This is a genomic window from Streptomyces sp. CB02009 (genome assembly GCF_001905825.1).
Classification (GTDB): Bacteria; Actinomycetota; Actinomycetes; order Streptomycetales; family Streptomycetaceae; genus Streptomyces.
In genome coordinates this window covers 555,198-573,195 of record NZ_LIVV01000002.1, presented here as the reverse complement: position 1 = coordinate 573,195, position 17,998 = coordinate 555,198, and the positions used below count along the sequence as shown (strand labels likewise).

Sequence of the window (17,998 nt, the reverse complement as noted above, 5' to 3'; positions counted from 1 at the left end):
CGCTCTCGGCCGGGCTTCCGGCTGACCTCAGCGGCCCGTTCGGCCCGGGAGGGTGCGGGCGAGCCGGAAGCCGACGTCGTCGATCCGCAGGGTGGGGTGGCTGCGGCGGCGGACCGAGGCGCGGCAGCTCCAGTGCTCGTCGAACCAGCCGCCGCCGCGCAGCACCCGGTAGCTGCCGTAGACCTCGGGGTCGTACCTGTCCCAGCACCACTCCCAGACGTTGCCCAGCATGTCGTGGAGGCCCCAGTCGTTGGGCCGCCGGCCGCCGACCTCGTGGAGGCGTTCGCCGGAGTTGCCGCGGTGCCAGGCGATCTCGTCGAGCGGGCCGTAGCGGGCCTCCGTGGTCCCGGCGCGGCAGGCGTGCTCCCATTCGGCCTCGGTGGGGAGGCGGTAGCCGTCGGCGGTCGGGTCCCAGTCGGCCGTCCCGGTGTCGCTGCCGTCCGCCGGGGCGCGGTAGGCGGGTCGGAGCCCCTCGCGCAGGGACAGCGCGTCGCAGAAGCGGATCGCGTCGTCCCAGGACACCCCTTCGACCGGCCGCAGGTCGCCGTGCGCGGTGCTCGGGGCGGTGCCCGTGACCTGCTCGTACAGTCCCCGGGTGACGGGGGCGGCACCCAGGGCGAAGGCGCCGACGTCGACCGCCCAGCTGCGCCGCGTGCGCCGGTCCGAGAGGGTGACCCGGCCCGCCGGTACCTCGATCATCGTGTGGTCCCCCTGTGTCCTCATGACGCCGATGGTCGCAGCAATCGGAACGGTCGCGTCGTGTCACCGAGCGGGCGGGGGCGAGCGTGACTAGCGTGGCTCACAGGAACACATCATCGAATCGGAAACGGGAGTCACCGTCATGGCCGTACGACCTGAGGGCACGCCTGTCTGGGCCGACGCGATGTTCAAGGACGTCGAGGTTGCCAAGACGTTCTACGGCGACGTGCTCGGCTGGACCTTCGGCGAGTCCTCCACGGAATATGGCAACTACACGCAGGCGTACCGGAACGGGAAGGCGGTCGCGGCGGTCGTCCCGCCGATGCCTGGGCAGGACGACGGTGAGGCGCAGTCGGCCTGGTGTCTGTACTTCGCCTCTCCCGACGCCGCCGCCACGGCGGAGAAGATCAAGGCCGCGGGCGGCACCGTCCTGATGGAGCCGATGCAGGTCGGCGACTTCGGGTCGATGTGCCTCGCGCAGGACCCGGCGGGCGCCGTGTTCGGGATCTGGCAGGCGGGGCGGCACGAGGGCTTCGAGCTGGAGGGTGAGAGCGGCTCCTACGTCTGGGCCGAGGTCTTCACCCGGGAGCCGGCGAAGGCCGACCCCTTCTACACGGCCGTCTTCGGCTACAACTCGAAGAAAATGCAGGACCAGAGCATGGACTACCGGGTCTTCGACCTCGGCGCCGACCCGGTGCTCGGCCGCATGGTGATGACGGCGGAGGACTTCCCGCCGGAGGTCCCCTCGTACATCCAGGTCTACTTCGCGGTCGACAACTGCGACAAGGCGGTCGAGGCGGCCGAACGCCTCAACGGGCGGAAGGTGTTCGGGCCCATGGACAGCCCGTTCGGCCGTTTCGCGGCGATCCTCGACCCTCAGGGTGCCGCGTTCGCCGTGATCGACGTCAGGACCACCGTCGGCGAGATGCCCGAGATGGTCTGACGGGTACGGGAGACAGCGGGCCGCCCCGGGACCGAGGTCCCGGGGCGGCCGTGTGCTGCTCAGGCGCTGTCGCGGACCGCGACGATGCCGTTGAACACACCGATGTACGCGGTGCCGTCGGGGCCGAGGGTGATCGGCGCCCAGTTGTTGTCGTAGGCGAGGCCGGTGCCGGTGAAGCGGCTGAAGACCCGGTCGCCGGTACGGAAGTCGACGGCCGTGAGGTACCAGGCGTCGATGCCCCAGGCGTGGGGGCGCTTCTCGTAGAAGTAGAGCAGTCCGTTGGCGGTGGAGAGCTTGGGCACGGTCGAGGGCGAGCGGACGTCGCTCTCCCAGACGGTGTCGCAGCCGCTGCCGTCGGCGCGGACGTCGATCCGGGTCGCGCCGCCGACGACGCTGCGGCCGAGCAGGAGCGTACTCGGGTTCTCGTAGCCGTAGTTGTTCTCGACGACCAGGCTGTTGCCCCAGCTGATCAGGGAGTTGTCGGTGGTGGACGCGCCCGGGCGGAAGACCGGCACCTTGCAGACGAGGCGCCGGTCGGCGGGGACGTCGGCGCCCCGGCGGTAGACGAGGACGTTCATCCGGTCGTCGGCGTTGTCGGTGATGGCGACGTACTCGTCGTGCAGGCCGAAGAGGTCGGGGGTGGTGCCCGAACCCTGGTTCACCGAACCGGGCTTGGTGCCGGTCCCCCGGTCGTACGTCTCGCGCCAGCGCACGCGCGGGACGCCGTCCGCGTCGGCGTCGAAGCTGTAGAGGGCGTGGTCGGTGACGAGGGAGACGCCGTCCTCGGCGACGGAGAAGGAGTTCTGGATCTCCTCGCCGTCGAGTCGGATGGCGCGCAGCGCGCCCGTCGCCGGGTCGACGGTCCCGACCCGGCCGAGGCGGGTGACCCACCAGATGCGGCCGTCCCAGTCCGGCATGACGGAGGTGACGGGGTCGCAGACGCCGCTGGGGAAGAGATGGGTCCAGGTGACGCAGTCGTGCGGGACGAGCGAGGTGAGGTCCCAGTCGTTCTCGACGACGAACTCCCAGGCACCGTCGCCCTTCTGGCGGTGCGCGATGCGCTGGATGTGCTGCCGGGAGTCGGCGAGGACGACGCGGTCCTGGTCGTCCAGGTAGAAGTAGGCGCCGCCGGAGGTGTCCTTGAAGATCTTCTCGAAGTCGAGGCGGGTGACGGCCTCGACGGTGGAGGAGCGCTGCGGCAGCTTGTACTCGGCGAGGGTGTCCAGGGTGCCGGGGTCGAGCAGCTTCAGCAGGAAGCCGCTGAAGGTGCCGCACACGGTGACGAGGCGGCCGCCGGAGTCGAAGGTGACGGTGGCGCATTCGCCGCCGACGGGGGCGATCTTCTCGCTGTCCACGCGCGGGGCGCGGCCGAGCGGGCCGGGGTAGGGGTGGGTGCCGCTGCCGGCGCCGTCGGCGTGCATGCCGCTGCGCCCGTTGGGGGCGAGGTACGGGTGCTGGGCGGTGCCCTTGCCCGGTACCGGCCGCGCGGTGGCGGGGGCGCCCTCGTAGTGCTCCACGAGGCGGTGGCCGAGGCCGAGGGGGATCTCCTGGGCCTGGGCGACGGGGGCGGACCCCACCAGCACGGCGGCGGCGAGCGCGATCAGGGTGAGCGCGCGGGCTCGTCTTCGGGGCGGGTGCGTGGCCAATGCGGCTCCTCGGGTTGCTGACAAACTGTCGCGCCGGCGGCCGACGCTAGGCCCGAGTGCATGAGATGTACATGCAACTGCCCCGTGTTTCACAGGCAGTTCATGATCGGCGCATGGTCACGGATTGAGGCTGGAGACCACGTTGGCGGTGGCCGCGACCCCGTTGTGGATGGTCGGCGCCATGCTGGTGCCGGCGAGGAAGAAGCCCAGCAGGGCGCAGACGAGCGCATGGGTGACCTTGAGTCCGCCGTTGCGCAGGAAGATCACGGCCAGTACCAGCAGCAGCACCACGACAGAAATGGAAACGGCCATCGCGTTCACGTCCCTCCGTCACCGCACCGGAATTGCGGCGTTCGGCGGACAGTGTGACGGAATGGGCGGTCCGTCCGGGCGAATGGCGGGGCGGCCATACGGGTGAGATTCGGCCGGTGTCAGCGGTCCAGGGTCTCGGCGATGCCCGGCCGCCGGACGGCGTCGAGCTCCGGATCGGCGAGCAGCGCCTCGATCAGGGCGGTGGCTCCGAAGACCTCGGTCGCGCTCAGGTCCACGTCACTGAGGACGAGCCAACTCCCGTCGGCCGCCCACCAGGTGGCGGGGAACCGGAACTCGGGCGTGGTGTCGTGGTGGGCGAGCGCGTCACCGAGCCGACCCCGCCGGGCGGCCAGTTCCTCACCCGGACGGTTCATCACCGGAGCCTGGGCGGCGCCGCACGGCGTGTCGTACCCGGAGGGACCGCTTCTCGCCAGGTGCCCGACGAGCCGGGCGAGTGTGGCGCGGTCCAGCTCCGCCGGGTCGGGCCCGTCCAGGTCGTCCGCGCCCGTCACGCCGTCGAGGACCAGGTACGACAGGGTGCCCGGCCAGTCGGCGAGCCGTCGGCCCTCCCGGGCGAGGACCTGGTCCCAGCGGAGCCGTACCTCCCCGTCGTACACGGGGTGGAGGATCCAGCAGGCGTCCTGGTACCCCGACCGCGGCGGCTCGTAGCCGCAGAGGGCGGCGGTGAGGGCGGCGCGCAGGCCGTCGAGGGGATCGTCCTCGGCGGCCGGCGTCCACGGGGACTCCCCGGTCACGGGTGCTTCGGTCACGGGGACTCCTCGGTCACGGGTGCTTCGGTCACGGGGACTCCTCGCTCACGGGTGCTTCGGTCACGGGGACTCCTCGCTCACGGGTGCTTCGGTCACGGGCGGTTCGGTCACGGGCCTTCCCCGGCGGGCAGGCAGTCGTTCCACTCCACCGTACGGTCGCACCAGCGGTGCAGCAGGACCCGGTCGTGGCCGACGGCGAGGAGGCCCGCGCCGGTCTCCTCGCGGTAGGCCTCCACGGCGGCGACCAGGGCGGCCGTGGTGGAGGCGTCGAGCATCGCGGTCATCTCGTCGCAGACCAGCCAGCGGGGGCGCAGCGCCAGAGCCCTTCCCAGGCACGCGCGTTGCAGCTGACCGTCGCTGACCTCGTGCGCGCGGCGGCCGAGCAGGTCGGGGGTGAGGCCGACGGCCGGGGCGAGTTCGGCGAGGCGGGCCGCCGCCTCGGCTCGCCGGCCGGTGGCCCGAAGGGGTTCGACGAGGAGGTCGGCGAGGGTGAGGCGGGGGTCGGCGGCGGTCCGGGGCTGCTGGAACACGACGCCCACCGCGGTGCGGAGTTCCCGCGCCGCGCGGTGGCGCCAGGCCGTGACCTCGGTGCCGTCGAGGACGAGGCGGCCCGCGTCCGGGCGGTGGAGGAGCGCCGCGACCCGGGCGAGGGTGGACTTGCCGCAGCCGCTGGGGCCGAGGAGTCCGACGGACTCGCCGGGAGCGATGGTGAGCGAGGCTCCCCGGAAGACGGGGGCGCGGCGGTCGTATCCGGCGGTGACGGTGTCGAGTTCAAGCACGGGGGTGCTCCGGGTGGTGGCAGGCCAGGTTGGCCGTGAACTCCGGTCGGACGGAGCAGAGTTCGGTGGCCAGCGGACAGCGCGGGGCGAAGGCGCAGCCCTCCGGGAGGGCCGAGAGCTCCGGCGGCATGCCGGGGATCGGGGTGAACGCCCGGTCGGGCAGCGCGTCGAGCAGACCCCGGGCGTAGGGATGGCGGGGGCCGGCCGGGCCGAAGAAGCGGTGGGCGGGGGCGATCTCGACGATGCGGCCCGCGTACATGACGGCGACGCGGTCGGCGATGCGCGCGGCGGCGGCCAGGTCGTGGGTGATGAGAAGCAGGGCGCGGCCGTCGTCGGCGTGGCGGCGCAGTTCGTCGACGGTCCGGTCGACGAGGTCGCGGTCGAGGCCGGTGGTCGGCTCGTCGGCGAGCAGCAGCCGCGCGTCGCCGATGAGGGCGAGCGCCGTGGCGGCGCGCTGGGCGAGTCCGCCGGACAGCTCGTGCGGGTACCGGTCGAGGTGTCCGGCCGGGAACGCGGCCCGCTCCGCGGCGTCCTCGGCGGCCTTCCGGCGGGCCCGGCGGGTGGTGCCGGTGAGCGCGCGGACGGTCTCCTCCAGTTGGGACCGTACGGTGCGGACGGGGGTGAGGTGGGCGGCCGGGCTCTGCGGGACGAGTCCGACGCGGCGGCCCCGCACCGTGCGGGCGAGGGTCTTCTCGCCGGCCGTGAGCAGGTCGGTCGCGGCGGCGCCCTCGGGGCCCGCGAGCAGGGCCGTGCCGGACGTCCCGGCGTTGCCGGGGAGCAGTCCGAGGAGGGCGGAGGCCAGCACGGACTTGCCGCAGCCGCTCTCGCCGACGAGGGCGAGGCACTCCCCCGCGCCGAGGTCGAAGCCGGCGTCGCTGACGGCCTCGACGGTCCGCCCGCCGCGCAGCCGGAACCGGACGCTCAGGTCGCGGACGCTGAGGACCGCGTCCTCGGCCCGCCCGGCGGAGACGGCGTCGAGGGCGCGGAGCACGTTCTCTGCGGTCACAGCATGAGCTCCGATCGGCGGCGCGGGTTGAGGCGGTCGCGCCAGACGCCGGCGAGTCCGGCGAGGGCGAGGGTCGGGACGATGAGCAGCAGCCCGGGGAAGAGGGTGGGCCAGCCGTGTCCGGCGAGGAGCGAGGAGCGGGCGTTCTGGACGAGGTTGCCGAGGCTCGCCTGGTGGCTCGGGAGCCCGAGGCCGAGGAAGGACAGCGCGGACTCGTGCCACATGGCGTGCGGGATCATCAGGACGGCCGCGAGCCCCGCCTGCGGCAGGACGGCGGGCAGCAGGTGGCGGACGGCGACGCGCCACCGTGTGGCGCCGCCGGAGATCGCGGCCTCGACGTAGGGCCGGGTGCGCAGCGAGAGGACCTCGGAGCGCACGATCCGGGCGGTGGAGAGCCAGTGGGTGACGGCCACGGAGGCGATCACCGGCCAGACGCCGGGCCGGAAGAGGGCGACCACGAAGATGCCGAGCAGCAGGTGCGGCACGGAGGAGAAGGCGTCGACGAGCCGCATGAGGGTGCGGTCGGTCCAGCCGCCGAGCGCCCCGGCGGCCGCGCCGACGGCGGTGCCGACGACGGTGGCCACGAGCGCGGCGACGAGGCCGACGAGCAGGGAGATCCGCAGGCCGTAGACGCAGCGCAGGAGCAGGTCGCGGCCGAGGTCGTCGGTGCCGAAGGGGTGTTCCCAGGACGGCGGGAGGAGCTTCCGCGAGAGGTCGACGGCCTGCTCGTCGAGCTGGACGAGCGGCGGCACGGCCAGGACCGCGAGGAGGACGACGCCGACGACGAGGGCGGAGCTCCAGAGCCGCAGGCGGTGGGTGCGCGGGTCAGCCATCGAAGCCCACCCTCGGGTCGGCGAGTCCGTAGAGGAGGTCGGAGAGCAGGTTGCCGAGGAGGACGGCGGCCGTGGCGAGGACCGTGAGCGCGGCGAGCAACGGGAAGTCCACCGAGGTGGCGGCCGTGACGGTGGCGGCGGCGATGCCGGGCCAGCTGAACACGGTCTCCACGAGCAGGGCTCCGGTGATCAGTTCGGGCACGCGGGAGCCGATGAGGGTGAGCATGGGGAGCATTCCGGAGCGGAGGGCGTGGCCGGTGAGGACGGTGGATTCGCGCAGGCCGCGGGCGCGGGCGCCGCGTACGGGGTCCTCGTCCAGGGCGTCGCCGACGCCCTGGCGGACGTACAGGAAGAACCAGGGCAGCTGCGAGACGCCGAGGACGAGTGCGGGCAGGACGAGGTGGCGGGCAACCTGGTCGGCGGTGACGGTGTCGCTCGCGGTGTCGGTGAGTCCGCCGGCGGGCAGCGCGCCGAGCTTCAGGGCGAAGAACCAGATGGCGAGGAGGCCGAGCCAGAACGCCGGGGCGGCTTCGAGGGTGTACGCGACCGAGCTGACGGCCCGGTCGACCAGGCCGCCGCGGCGGCGCCCGGCGAGGACCCCGAGGAGGGTGCCGAGGGCGATGGCCACGAGGAACGCGGTGACGGCGAGGAGCACGGACCAGCCGAGGCGTTCGCCGATGACCTCGGCCACGGGGCGGCGCATGACGGCGGAGTCGCCGAGGTCGCCGGTGAGGGCGGAGGTCAGCCACTCCCACCAGCGGGTGACGAGGGGCCGGTCGACGCCGAGGTTGGCGCGGAGCTGGTCGAGGTTCTCCTGCGAGGCGGTGAGCCCGGCGGTGCCGGCGTAGGCCTTGACGGGGTCGAACGGGGAGGCCTCCGCGACGGCGAACACCGCGAAGGTGACGGCGAGGAGGACGGGGACGGCGGCCAGGGCGCGCCGTCCCGTCATCCGGGCCATGGGCCCCCAGGGGAGGCGGCGGCTCACTTCTTCGTGTCCCCGGGGTTCTTCGGCTTCCAGGTCTCGACGTTCCACCAGGGGCCGGAGGCGAGACCGTGGTCGTGCGGCTCGGTCTGGGTGCTCGGTCCGGTCCAGTCGTCGTCGACGACGTAGAGGTGGTCGATGTGGGTGAGGAACGTGTAGCCGGGGTTCTTCACCAGTTCGCGCTGGACGGTGTCGTACGCGGCGCGGCGCTTGGCGAGGTCGTTCGTGCGGCGGCCCTCGTCGAGGGCGCGGTCGACGGTCTTGTTGTCGTACCAGGCCATGTTGTTGAAGCCGTCGCCGGCGAGGCCCGACTGCAGGAGAAGGTACTGGTCGAAGTCGGGGTCGCCGGGCGCGCCGCCGCCCGCGAGGACGGCGTCGGTCTTCATCCGGGGCTCGATGACCTCCCAGGTGCCGGCCTGGGCCTTGATGTCGATGCCGGCCTTCTTGGCGTCGGAGACGTACGCGAGGGCGTGGTCCTGGCGGAGCTTGTCGCCGGAGAGGTACCAGAGCGGGAAGGAGGCGCGGACGCCGTTCTTGGCGCGGACCCCGTCGGGGCCGGGCTTCCAGCCCGCCTGGTCCAGGATCTTCTGCGCGCCGGCGAGGTCGTGGCGGCGCTCGGTGCCCTCGGCGAACCAGGGGCTGTCGGTGGGGACGGGCCCGTAGGCGGGCTTTCCGGCCCCTTCGAGGATCTTGTCGACCATGGCCCGGCGGTCGACGGCGAGGTCGAGGGCGCGGCGGACGTCGGTGTCGCCGGCGACCTCGTTGTGGGTGGGCAGGGTGACCGTGCGGTAGTCGTAGGTCTTCGCCTGCCAGGTCTTCTTCGCCTTGTCGCCCTTGAACCCGGCGGCGAGGTTCGGCGGCAGGACGGCGCCGTCGAGGTCGCCGGCGCGGAGCCGGGTGGCGCGGACGTCGTCGTCCTTGATGATCGCCATGGTGAACTTCTTCACCGCGGGCGCGCCGTTCCAGTAGGTCGGGTTGGCCTTGAAGCTGAGCTTCTCGCCCTTGGACCAGCCGGTGAGGACGTAGGGGCCGGTGCCTATGGGCCGGGTGGTGAAGGCGCCGGTGTTGACGTCCTGCTTCGCCGCGACGTGTTCGGGGGCGATGGCGTGGACGGTGCGCTCGGCGAAGGGCGCGTAGGGGTACTTCAGGTGGAAGACGACGGTGTCGTCGCCGACCGCCTCGACGCTCTTGAGGGCGTCGAGCTCGGTGCGCGAGGCGTTGTTCGTCTTCGGGTCGAGGATCGTCCGGTAGGTGAAGACGACGTCCTCGGCCGTGAACGGGGCGCCGTCGCTGAAGGTGACCCCGTCGCGCAGCTTGTACGTGTAGGTGAGCCCGCCGTCGGCGACGGCCGGCAGCGCGGTGGCGAGCGCCGGCTTCAGCTTCATGTCGGCGTCGAAGGCGAGGAGCCCGTCGAAGATCTTGGAGTTGCCGTCCTTGCCGTAGCCGAGGAGGGGGCTGAGGGTCTCGGGCTCGTAGGCGATGCCGACGACCGCGGAATCCTTGGGTCCGCCGGAGGCCCCGGCGGAGCCGGGGTTCGTGCAGGCCGCCGCGGTGAGGGCGGTGGCCCCCGCGAGCGTCGCGGCGGCCGTGCCGCGGAGGAATCGGGCGGTCATCGTGTCCACACCCCTTTTGGAGATCAACTGTTATTGCGAACAGCATGCAATTAAACAGTAGGTAAAGGGGTGTGGACGCGGCGGCCCCTTACCGGGGGCGCCGGGGCCTGCCGGGAGGGTGTCGGGACGACGGCTCCGGGCCGCCTGGGACGGCGCCGGCGCGGCCGTCAGGACGGGGGCGCCAGTCCGACCAGGGCGGCGATCGCGTCCTGGTGCCGGCCCGTGGAACCGAACGCGATCTGGTCCGACTTGGCCCGCTTGAGCGCGAGGTGCGCCGGGTGCTCCCAGGTCATCCCGATGCCGCCGTGCAGCTGGACGCACTCCTCGGCCGCCCGGACGGCGGTCCTGGAGCAGTACGCCTGCGCCACGGCCACGAGCAGCGGGGCGTCCGCGCTTCCGGTGGCGAGGGCGTCGGCGGCGGCGCGGGCCGCCGCCCGCGCCCCGACCAGGTCCAGCCAGAGTTGGGCCATCCGGTGCTTGAGGGCCTGGAAGGAGCCGACCGGACGGTTGAACTGGTGGCGCTCGCGGGTGTACCGAACGGTCTCCTCCAAGCACCACTCGGCGAGGCCGAGCTGCTCCGACGCGAGGAGCCCGGCCCCGGCGAGCAGCCCGCGCCGGACCGCCGCACGGGCCTCGTCGGGTCCGGCGAGCCGGGCGCCGCTCCCGGCGGCGGTGGTGACCGTGGCGAGCGGACGCGTCAGGTCGAGCGGGGTCTGCGGCACGACGGTCGCCTCGTCGGCGGGCACGGCGTACAGGCCGTCGGCCCGCGGGACGAGGAACACGTCGGCGGCGACGGCGTCGGCCACCGCCGTGACCGTCCCGCCGGTCGGGAGCCCGGCGTCGGGCGCCGTCGACAGCGGTACGGCGAGGGCCGCGACCGTACGGCCGCCGGCCAGCTCCGCGAGGAGCCCGGCCGCCGCGTCGCTCTCCCCCGCGACGGCGAGCAGCGTCTCGGTGGCCACCACCGCGCTCGTGAGGTACGGCAGCGGGGTCACCGCGCGGCCCAGCTCCTCCAGGACGACGGCGGCCTCGCGGTGGCTCGCGCCCTGGCCGCCGAGCTTCTCCGGGACGAGGAGTCCGGCGACCCCGATGTCGCCCGCGAGGGACTTCCACAGGCCGGGGACGTAGGGGCTCTCCGTCTCGATCCGCCCGAGCAGGGTCTGGTGGCCGGCCCGGTCGGCGAGCAGGGCGCGGACGGCGGCCCGCAGGTCGTCCTCGGTCTCGGAGTAGAGGAGGTCGAGGGGCTGTTCCGTCAGCTCCGTCGGTTCGGGTGATTCCGTCAGTTCCGGCGATTCCGTCATCGGGCGAGGTCCTTCCAGGCGACGTCCTTGTCGTTGCGGGGCTCGGGCGGCAGGCCCAGGACCCGCTCGGCGACGATGTTGAGCAGCACCTCGCTGGTGCCGCCCTCGATCGAGTTGCCCTTGGACCGCAGATAGCGGTAGCCGGCGTCGCGGCCGGTGAAGTCCACGAGGTCGGGGCGGCGCATCTCCCACTCCCCGTACAACAGACCTTCGTCGCCGAGCAGTTCGACCTCGAGGCCGCTGATGGACTGGTTGAGGCGGGCGAACGCCAGCTTCATGGCGCTGCCCTCGGGCCCGGGGCGGCCCGCGACGAGCTGCTGGCGGAGCCGCTCCCCGGCGAGCCGGGCGACCTCGGCGTCGACCCAGTGGTCGAGGAGGCGCCGGTGCAGTTCGTGGGTGCGCAGCTCGGGGCGCTCGCGCCAGGTCGCGGCGACCTTCCCGATCATGCCGCCCTCACGGGGGATGCGGGCTCCGCCGATGGAGACCCGCTCGTTCATGAGGGTGGTCTGGGCGACCCGCCAGCCGTCGCCGACCTCGCCGAGGCGGTGGGCGTCGGGGATGCGGACGCCGGTGAGGAAGACCTCGTTGAACTCGGCCTCGCCGGTGATCTGGCGCAGGGGCCGGACCTCGACGCCGGGGTCGGTCATGTCGCAGACGAAGTAGGTGATGCCCCGGTGCTTGGGGGCGTCCGGGTCGGTGCGGGCGATGAGGATGGCCCAGCGGGCCGTGTGGGCGCTGGAGGTCCACACCTTCTGGCCGTCCACCACCCAGTCCTCGCCGTCGCGGACCGCCCGGGTGGCGAGCGCGGCGAGGTCGGAACCGGCCCCGGGCTCGCTGAACAGCTGGCACCAGACCTCCTCGCCGACCCACAGCGGGCGGAGGAAGCGCTCCTTGACCTCGTCGGTGCCGTGCGCGAGGACGGTGGGAGCGGCCATGCCGAGGCCGATGCCGATCTTGCGCGGGTCGTTGTCGGGGGCTCCGGCGGCGGCGAGTTCGGTGTCGACGACGGCCTGGAGCGCGCGGGGCGCGTCGAGCCCGCCGAGTCCGGCGGGGTAGTGCACCCAGGCGAGGCCGGCGTCGAAACGGGCGCGCAGGAAGTCGGTGCGGTCGGTGGTGGCGGGCGGGTGCTCGTCCAGCAGCTTCCGGGTGCGTACGAGGAGTTCGTCGGCGTCGGTCATGCGCGGGCTCCTTCCGGGAGGACGACCAGGCGGCCGGTGGTGGTGCCGTCGGCGACGCGCTGGACGGCGTCCGCCGCGCCCGCGAAGGGGACGCGTTCGCCGACGAGGGGCTTGATGAGGCCCTTGGCCGCGTAGGCGGTGAGGGTCTCGTGGCAGCGGCCGATCGAGGCCGGGTCCTTCGCCGCGTAGAGCCCCCAGTGGAGGCCGAGGACGGAGTAGTTCTTCACCAGGGCGTGATTGAGGGCGGGTGCCGGGACCGTGCCGCTGGCGAAGCCGACGATCACGATCCGGCCCTCGAAGGCGACGCACTTCGCGGACTGCTGGTAGGCGTCGCCGCCGACCGGGTCGTAGACGACGTCGGCGCCGCGGCCGCCGGTCGCGGCCTTGACGGCGGCGACGACGTCCTCGGAGCGCCGGTCGATCACCACGTCGCAGCCCAGCGCGCGGGCGACGGCGGCCTTCTCCGGTCCGCCGACGACCCCGATGACGGTGGCGCCCGCGGCCTTGCCGAGCTGGACGGCGGCGCTGCCGACACCGCCCGCCGCCGCGTGGACCAGGAGGGTCTCGCCCTCCTGGAGGGCGGCACGGCGGTGCAGGCCGAACCAGCCGGTCTGGTAGCCGATGTGGAGCGCGGCGGCCTCGGCGTCGTCGAGCGACTCGGGCGCGGGGAGCAGCCCGGCGGCGTCGGCGAGGACGTGGTCGGCGAAGCCGCCGTGCGGGAGGGCGGCGGTGGTGATGACCCTGCGGCCGTCCTCGGTCTCGGCGCAGACCTCCACGCCGGGGGTGAAGGGCAGCGGGGGCCGGATCTGGTAGTGACCGCGGCAGAGCAGCGCGTCGGGGAAGTTGACGTTCGCGGCGCGGACCTTGAGGAGGACCTGGCCGTCGCCGGGTGTGGGCGGTGCCACCTCCTCGCGGCGCATCACCGCGCGCGGTTCCCCGTTCTCGTACACACGCCATGCCTGCATCCGAAAGCCTCCTCCGTACCGGGCGGTCGGTCGCATACTAAGCGGTCGCTTGATGCGAGGGGAACCGCTCAGTCGGACTTCTTCGGACGGGCGCGGACGTGCATGCGCTCCCCCTGCGGCCCGTACAGGCTCAGGAACTCCACCGGGCCTTCGGGCGTCGGACCGAACCAGTGCGGGACGCGGGTGTCGAACTCGGCCGCCTCGCCGGGGCCGAGCACGACGTCGTGCTCCCCGAGGACGAGCCGGAGCCTCCCGGAGAGCACGTACAGCCATTCGTAGCCCTCATGGACGCGTGGCTCCGGCTCCTCCTGCTGCGGCTTCTCCTGGATGACCTTGTAGGCCTGGAGTCCACCGGGCTGCCGCGTCAGCGGGAACATCGTGCGGCCGTGCCGGACGATGGGCTTCGCCCGGATCCGGGGGTCGCCCGTCGCCGGGGCGCCGACGAGTTCGTCGAGCGCGACCTGGTGGGCGCGGGCGAGCGGCAGGAGCAGTTCGAGGCTGGGCCTGCGCTGCCCGGACTCCAGCCGGGAGAGCGTGCTCACGGAGATCCCGGTGTCCGCGGAGAGCTCGGCAAGGGTCACCCCGCGGTCGCGGCGGAGCCTGCGGAGCCGGGGTCCGACCTCGTTGAGCACGGCGTCGATGCGATCGTCTTCGGTCATACGTCCAGTTTTGCAGAAACGGCAAGCTCACTTGCTCATCCGGTGGGCCCGGGTGACGCTCGGACCATGAACGCACACCTGGAGAACAACACCTACGAGGCCGTCGTGATCGGCGGCGGCGCGGCGGGACTCAGCGCCGCGCTGCTGCTGGGCCGGTCGCGGCGCCGGACCCTGGTCGTCGACGCCGGCCGGCCGCGGAACGCGCCCACCGCGCACATGCAGGGCGTCCTCTCCCGGGACGGCATGAGCCCGGCCGACTACCTGGCGGCCGGGCGGGCCGAGATCGCCGGGTACGGGGTCGAACTGCGGACCGGCGAGGTGACGGTCGCGGCGGCGGACGGGGACGGCGGGTTCGTCCTCACCCTGGCGGACGGGGAGACGGTCGGCGCCCGGCGGCTCGTCGTCACCACCGGCCTCGTCGACGAGCTGCCCGTGATCGACGGACTGACCGAACGGTGGGGACGGGACGTGCTGCACTGCCCGTACTGCCACGGCTGGGAGGTCCGCGACGAGGCCTTCGGGGTGATCGCGCATCCGACGATGCCCGCGCACCAGGCGCTGATGGTGGCGCACTGGTCGAAGGACGTGACGCTGTTCCTGCACACCTCGGCCGAGCCGTCGGAGCACGAGGCGGCGCTCCTGGACACGGCGGGCGTCCGGGTCGAGCGGGGCGAGGTGGTGGGCGTCGCGGTCGAGGACGACCGGCTGACCGGGGTGCGGCTGGCCGACGGGCGGACCGTGGCCCGCTCGGTGGTCTTCGCGGCGGCCACCCGCCTGGCCGCCCGCGACGGAGTGCTGCGGCAGCTGGGCGCGGAGCTGCGCGAGACCCCGTTCGGGGAGTTCGTGGTCGTCGACGAGGTGGGGCGGACGAGCGTGCCGGGCGTGTGGGCGGCCGGGAACGTGACGGGTCCGCAGGAACAGGTGGTCAACGCGGTGAGCCGGGGCTACCGGGCCGCGGCCGCGCTCAACAGCGAGCTGGTCTTCGGCGACCTGGAGGAGAGGGCGGCCGGTCGGCCGGTCGGATGAACCGCGGCGGTTGAGGCTGCGCCGCGGGGGCAGAGGGACGAGGATCGGTCACGGTGGCCGGAAACGGCGGACGAACGCTCCTCTGCACCCACCCGTCCGCCTCCGCCGGCCACGGCGCACGGCACCCGGCACCCGGCACCCGGCACCGCGCACCGGGCACCCGGCAAGCACGGCACGCACACGGACGACGGCTCACGGAAGGACGGGACACCTCCCATGCTCGGTACGCAGTTCACCAAGGGCTCTCCCTGCTGGATCGACCTCGGCAGCCCGGACACGGAGGCGGCGGCCGCCTTCTACACCGCCGTCTTCGGCTGGGAGTTCCGCTCGGCGGGCCCCGAGGCCGGCGGGTACGGCTTCTTCCAGCAGGACGGCAGGACGGTCGCCGCGCTCGGACCGCTCACCGAGGAGGGCGCGAACAGCGCCTGGACCGTGTACTTCCACACCCCGGACGCGGACGCCACGGCGAAGGACACCGAGTCGGCGGGCGGAGCCGTACGCCTCGCGCCGATCGACATCATGGACGCGGGCCGGGCGGCCGCCCTCACCGACCCGGGCGGCGCGCGGTTCGCGATCTGGCAGCCCGGCACGACCAAGGGCCTCGACCGCACGTCCTCGACGAACACCCTCGTCTGGGTGGAGCTGCACACGCCGGACCCGGAGGGCACCCTGGCCTTCTACCGGACGCTGTTCGGCTGGCGGACGGCGGAGATGGACGCGCCCGGCATGAAGTACCAGGTCGTGTCCACCGCCGACGGGGACCAGCAGGACGCCTCCTTCGGCGGCGCGGCCGAACTCCAGGACACGAACGAGGGCCCCCGCTGGATCGTGTACTTCGACGTGGAGGACGCGGACGCGATCGTCACGGCGGCCCAGGGCAACGGGGGTTCGGTCCTGATGCCCGCGGCCGACATCCCCGACGTGGGCCGCATCGCCTGGCTCGCCGACCCCTCCGGCGCGGCCTTCGCGATCCTGAAGCCGGCCCCGATGGGCTGACCCGGCGGCACCGCTCCCCCACCCTCGAAAGTCGATTGCCCGGTCCGTGCCCGGTGGGTAGCGTCGCCGTTCGTGATGCCGACGCTGCGCACCGAGCGCCTTCTGCTGGAGCCCTACGTCCCCGCGGACGAAGAGGCGTTCATCGCCCTCTTCCAGGATCCGCGGGTGTCGGTGTGGATGGGGGACGGCACGGCGTCCGAGGAGGACGACCGGGCCCTGTTCGGGCGGATCTTCAGCAAGGTCTACGCGCGGGAGCTGTTCGCCGTCTGGGCGGTGCGCCGGGAGGGGGTGCTCGTCGGGCATGCCGAGATCAAGCCGTCCGAGGACGTCGGCGGGCACGAGATCGTGTACGCGCTGGCGCCGGCGGCCTGGGGTTCGGGGCTCGGTACGGAGGTGGCCGAGGCCCTCGTGGGCCACGGCTTCGGCACGCTCGGGCTGGCCGAGGTGCACGCCACCGTGGCCGCAGCCAACACCGCTTCGCTGAGGCTGCTCGGCAGGATCGGGTTCGCGCACGTCCGGGACCTCACGGAGGATGACGGCAGCACCACCCGCGTGCTGACGCGCCGTCCCTGAGGCCGGGGTGACGTCCCCCGGTCCGTCAGCGACCGAAGAGTTCGAAGGCCACCGCCGGCCGGCCGCCGAAGCGGTCGGACGCCCGGCTCGTCGCCGCGGTGAGGAAGGTCCGGACGTACTGCTCCGGGTCCTCGTCCGTCAGGCCCTCGATGTAGGCGCGGTGGCAGAGCAGTGAGCTGATCGCGCGGTCCAGGCCCGGGGCCGCGTCCACCGCGTGGGTCGGGGTGCTGGACGCGGCGACCGCCACCCAGCGCACCCCGTTCCAGGGCTCCAGTCCCTGGTCGACGAGCTCGGGGAAGATCCAGCGGTTGCCCGCGTCCCCCGCCGCGTCGAGCGTCGCCCGGCCCACGGCCACGTGGTCGGGGGTGTTCCAGGGGGCGCCGGGGCCCCCGCCCCAGGTGTCGCGGTGGTTGAGGGTGATGACGAGCTCCGGCCGGTGCCTGCGGATCGCCGCCGCGATGTCGCGGCGCAGACCGAGCCCGTACTCGATCACGCCGTCGCGGTGGTCGAGGAACTCCACCGTGTCCACTCCGACGACCGCGGCGCTCTCCCGCTGCTCCCGCTCGCGCAGCGGACCGCAGGCGTCCGGGGCGATCGTGTCGATCCCGGCCTCGCCGCGGGTCGCGAGGACGTAGGCCACCTCCTTCCCCGCGTCCGTCCAGGCGGCGACGGCCGCCGCGCAGCCGTACTCCAGGTCGTCGGGGTGGGCGACGACGGCGAGGGCGCGCTGCCAGTCGCCGGGCATCTCCGTGAGGTCGTTGACATCGGTTCCGGTCATGATCGCAGGATACGGGCGGCCTCCGACGCGGTCGGGCGGAACGCTCCGGAAAGGATCACCGAGCGCGAGACGTTCCTGGGCCGGTCGGGGTTGAGTCCGCGGCGTACCGCCAGCGCGACCGCGAGCCGCTGGGCGCGGACCAGCGCGGCCACCGGGTCGATCGCGTCGGCAGCGAACAGGGCGCCGGTGGACTCGACTTCGTCCTTGAGTCCCGAGGGGGCGGGGCCGAGGCACCACACGAGGCTGGACCGGTCGCTGATGCTGATCGGGCCGTGGCGGTACTCCATCGCCGCGTACGACTCCGTCCAGACGCGGGCCACCTCGCGCAGTTTGAGGGCGGCCTCGTCGGCGAGGCCGACGGTCCAGCCGGTGCCGAGGAAGGTGAACTGACCGCGCCGCTCCCACGCGGCGGGCAGCCGCTCGTAGAGGACGAGTTCGGCGTCGGCGACGGCGGGCCCCAGGTCCACCCCGAGCCCCGCACGCAGGAGTTGGAGCGCCGTGGTCGCGAACCGGGTCTGGACGACGGAGCGTTCGTCGGCGAAGCCGAGGTCGAGGACCCGGTCGGCGAGCCGTCCCGCGGGGCTGCCGGGCACTCCGGTGAGGACGAGCGTCGGGATGCGGCCCGCCGCTCCGGCGAGGAGCTGGACGACCTCCGTGGTGGTGCCGGAGCGGGTGAGGGCCACGATGCGGTCGTAACCGCGCCCGAGCGGCGTGGAGTCGGAGGCGGGGAACGCGTCGGTCTCACCCGCGCCGAGGGACTCGCGCAGCGCCGCGTAGGCGCGGGCGATGAAGTACGAGGTGCCGCAGCCGACCACCGCCACCCGCTCGCCGCGGGCCGGCAGCAGGGCGGCGTCGTGGTCGGCGATCTCGGCGGCGCGGCGCCAGCAGTCCGGCTGGCCGGCGATCTCCGCGCTGACGTGGGTGCTCATGTCCGGGTCC

Annotated in this window: 19 protein-coding genes; 4 read left to right on the top strand and 15 right to left on the bottom strand. The window is 73.5% G+C overall.

Annotated features, from left to right (window positions below; all coding sequences use genetic code 11):
* Nucleotides 1-27: 27 nt before the first annotated feature.
* On the bottom strand, nucleotides 28-723 hold the full coding sequence (locus AMK27_RS09980; RefSeq protein WP_073904827.1) for a formylglycine-generating enzyme family protein: 696 nt from the start codon (nucleotides 721-723) through the stop codon (nucleotides 28-30).
* Between the two features lie 118 nt (nucleotides 724-841).
* On the opposite strand from AMK27_RS09980, the gene AMK27_RS09975 reads away from it, so the two are divergent.
* Nucleotides 842-1,642 (top strand): VOC family protein, encoded by an 801-nt coding sequence (locus AMK27_RS09975; RefSeq protein ID WP_073904826.1) that lies wholly within the window; start codon nucleotides 842-844, stop codon nucleotides 1,640-1,642.
* A gap of 59 nt (nucleotides 1,643-1,701) precedes the next feature.
* Here the strand turns inward: AMK27_RS09975 and AMK27_RS09970 are convergent, their stop codons facing one another.
* From AMK27_RS09970 to AMK27_RS09915, 12 genes are all read right to left on the bottom strand, one after another.
* Nucleotides 1,702-3,288 carry a hypothetical protein gene (locus AMK27_RS09970; protein WP_073904824.1) on the bottom strand — a complete coding sequence of 529 codons (1,587 nt, stop codon included), beginning with the start codon at nucleotides 3,286-3,288 and terminating at the stop codon, nucleotides 1,702-1,704.
* 117 nt (nucleotides 3,289-3,405) lie between these two features.
* Complete coding sequence (locus AMK27_RS09965; protein ID WP_073905938.1) at nucleotides 3,406-3,600, bottom strand: hypothetical protein; 195 nt, start codon at nucleotides 3,598-3,600, stop codon at nucleotides 3,406-3,408.
* Nucleotides 3,601-3,719: 119 nt separating this feature from the next.
* Nucleotides 3,720-4,370: a hypothetical protein gene (locus tag AMK27_RS09960; protein WP_073904823.1), complete on the bottom strand. Its 651-nt coding sequence runs from the start codon at nucleotides 4,368-4,370 to the stop codon at nucleotides 3,720-3,722.
* A 107-nt stretch (nucleotides 4,371-4,477) separates the two neighbouring features.
* Nucleotides 4,478-5,149, bottom strand: a complete 672-nt coding sequence (locus AMK27_RS09955; protein WP_073904821.1) for an ABC transporter ATP-binding protein — start codon at nucleotides 5,147-5,149, stop codon at nucleotides 4,478-4,480.
* Nucleotides 5,142-6,155: an ABC transporter ATP-binding protein gene (locus AMK27_RS09950; protein WP_079188324.1), complete on the bottom strand. Its 1,014-nt coding sequence runs from the start codon at nucleotides 6,153-6,155 to the stop codon at nucleotides 5,142-5,144. Before AMK27_RS09950 ends, AMK27_RS09955 begins: the two co-directional genes overlap by 8 nt.
* Nucleotides 6,152-6,988, bottom strand: coding sequence for an ABC transporter permease (locus AMK27_RS09945; protein WP_073904820.1), 837 nt, complete (start codon nucleotides 6,986-6,988; stop codon nucleotides 6,152-6,154). Before AMK27_RS09945 ends, AMK27_RS09950 begins: the two co-directional genes overlap by 4 nt.
* The gene (locus AMK27_RS09940) at nucleotides 6,981-7,973 is read right to left on the bottom strand and encodes an ABC transporter permease (protein ID WP_073904818.1); all 993 of its coding nucleotides are present in this window, start codon (nucleotides 7,971-7,973) and stop codon (nucleotides 6,981-6,983) included. The genes AMK27_RS09945 and AMK27_RS09940 overlap by 8 nt, the downstream gene beginning before the upstream one ends.
* Nucleotides 7,970-9,583 (bottom strand): ABC transporter substrate-binding protein, encoded by a 1,614-nt coding sequence (locus AMK27_RS09935; RefSeq protein ID WP_073905936.1) that lies wholly within the window; start codon nucleotides 9,581-9,583, stop codon nucleotides 7,970-7,972. Before AMK27_RS09935 ends, AMK27_RS09940 begins: the two co-directional genes overlap by 4 nt.
* A 167-nt stretch (nucleotides 9,584-9,750) precedes the next feature.
* Nucleotides 9,751-10,884 (bottom strand): acyl-CoA dehydrogenase family protein, encoded by a 1,134-nt coding sequence (locus AMK27_RS09930; RefSeq protein WP_198955830.1) that lies wholly within the window; start codon nucleotides 10,882-10,884, stop codon nucleotides 9,751-9,753.
* Nucleotides 10,881-12,062 (bottom strand): acyl-CoA dehydrogenase family protein, encoded by a 1,182-nt coding sequence (locus AMK27_RS09925; RefSeq protein ID WP_073904817.1) that lies wholly within the window; start codon nucleotides 12,060-12,062, stop codon nucleotides 10,881-10,883. Before AMK27_RS09925 ends, AMK27_RS09930 begins: the two co-directional genes overlap by 4 nt.
* On the bottom strand, nucleotides 12,059-13,027 hold the full coding sequence (locus tag AMK27_RS09920; protein ID WP_073904815.1) for an NADPH:quinone oxidoreductase family protein: 969 nt from the start codon (nucleotides 13,025-13,027) through the stop codon (nucleotides 12,059-12,061). Before AMK27_RS09920 ends, AMK27_RS09925 begins: the two co-directional genes overlap by 4 nt.
* A 68-nt stretch (nucleotides 13,028-13,095) precedes the next feature.
* The gene (locus tag AMK27_RS09915) at nucleotides 13,096-13,686 is read right to left on the bottom strand and encodes a helix-turn-helix domain-containing protein (protein ID WP_073904813.1); all 591 of its coding nucleotides are present in this window, start codon (nucleotides 13,684-13,686) and stop codon (nucleotides 13,096-13,098) included.
* A 66-nt stretch (nucleotides 13,687-13,752) separates the two neighbouring features.
* Here AMK27_RS09915 and AMK27_RS09910 point away from each other — a divergent pair, with 66 nt between their 5' ends.
* The 3 genes from AMK27_RS09910 to AMK27_RS09900 all read left to right on the top strand — a co-directional run bounded on the left by AMK27_RS09910 (nucleotide 13,753) and on the right by AMK27_RS09900 (nucleotide 16,281).
* Nucleotides 13,753-14,712 carry an NAD(P)/FAD-dependent oxidoreductase gene (locus AMK27_RS09910; RefSeq protein ID WP_073904811.1) on the top strand — a complete coding sequence of 320 codons (960 nt, stop codon included), beginning with the start codon at nucleotides 13,753-13,755 and terminating at the stop codon, nucleotides 14,710-14,712.
* A 216-nt stretch (nucleotides 14,713-14,928) separates the two neighbouring features.
* Nucleotides 14,929-15,708, top strand: a complete 780-nt coding sequence (locus tag AMK27_RS09905) for a VOC family protein (RefSeq protein ID WP_073904809.1) — start codon at nucleotides 14,929-14,931, stop codon at nucleotides 15,706-15,708.
* A 72-nt stretch (nucleotides 15,709-15,780) separates the two neighbouring features.
* The gene (locus AMK27_RS09900) at nucleotides 15,781-16,281 is read left to right on the top strand and encodes a GNAT family N-acetyltransferase (RefSeq protein WP_073904807.1); all 501 of its coding nucleotides are present in this window, start codon (nucleotides 15,781-15,783) and stop codon (nucleotides 16,279-16,281) included.
* A 25-nt stretch (nucleotides 16,282-16,306) separates the two neighbouring features.
* On the opposite strand, the gene AMK27_RS09895 is transcribed toward AMK27_RS09900, so the two are convergent.
* Both AMK27_RS09895 and AMK27_RS09890 read right to left on the bottom strand, forming a co-directional pair.
* Nucleotides 16,307-17,059 carry a PIG-L deacetylase family protein gene (locus tag AMK27_RS09895; RefSeq protein ID WP_073904805.1) on the bottom strand — a complete coding sequence of 251 codons (753 nt, stop codon included), beginning with the start codon at nucleotides 17,057-17,059 and terminating at the stop codon, nucleotides 16,307-16,309.
* Nucleotides 17,056-17,988 (bottom strand): SIS domain-containing protein, encoded by a 933-nt coding sequence (locus AMK27_RS09890; RefSeq protein ID WP_073904803.1) that lies wholly within the window; start codon nucleotides 17,986-17,988, stop codon nucleotides 17,056-17,058. The genes AMK27_RS09895 and AMK27_RS09890 overlap by 4 nt, the downstream gene beginning before the upstream one ends.
* Between the last annotated feature and the right edge of the window lie 10 nt (nucleotides 17,989-17,998).

Bases quoted from the DNA above. Each gene is read 5' to 3' on its own strand.
- AMK27_RS09935 (WP_073905936.1), bottom strand. From the start codon at position 9,583: ATGACCGCCCGATTCCTCCGCGGCACGGCCGCCGCGACGCTCGCGGGG.
- AMK27_RS09930 (WP_198955830.1), bottom strand. From the start codon at position 10,884: ATGACGGAATCGCCGGAACTGACGGAATCACCCGAACCGACGGAGCTG.
- AMK27_RS09965 (WP_073905938.1), bottom strand. From the start codon at position 3,600: ATGGCCGTTTCCATTTCTGTCGTGGTGCTGCTGCTGGTACTGGCCGTG.
- AMK27_RS09895 (WP_073904805.1), bottom strand. From the start codon at position 17,059: ATGACCGGAACCGATGTCAACGACCTCACGGAGATGCCCGGCGACTGG.
- AMK27_RS09920 (WP_073904815.1), bottom strand. From the start codon at position 13,027: ATGCAGGCATGGCGTGTGTACGAGAACGGGGAACCGCGCGCGGTGATG.
- AMK27_RS09910 (WP_073904811.1), top strand. From the start codon at position 13,753: ATGAACGCACACCTGGAGAACAACACCTACGAGGCCGTCGTGATCGGC.
- AMK27_RS09915 (WP_073904813.1), bottom strand. From the start codon at position 13,686: ATGACCGAAGACGATCGCATCGACGCCGTGCTCAACGAGGTCGGACCC.
- AMK27_RS09945 (WP_073904820.1), bottom strand. From the start codon at position 6,988: ATGGCTGACCCGCGCACCCACCGCCTGCGGCTCTGGAGCTCCGCCCTC.
- AMK27_RS09980 (WP_073904827.1), bottom strand. From the start codon at position 723: ATGAGGACACAGGGGGACCACACGATGATCGAGGTACCGGCGGGCCGG.
- AMK27_RS09905 (WP_073904809.1), top strand. From the start codon at position 14,929: ATGCTCGGTACGCAGTTCACCAAGGGCTCTCCCTGCTGGATCGACCTC.
- AMK27_RS09890 (WP_073904803.1), bottom strand. From the start codon at position 17,988: ATGAGCACCCACGTCAGCGCGGAGATCGCCGGCCAGCCGGACTGCTGG.
- AMK27_RS09975 (WP_073904826.1), top strand. From the start codon at position 842: ATGGCCGTACGACCTGAGGGCACGCCTGTCTGGGCCGACGCGATGTTC.
- AMK27_RS09925 (WP_073904817.1), bottom strand. From the start codon at position 12,062: ATGACCGACGCCGACGAACTCCTCGTACGCACCCGGAAGCTGCTGGAC.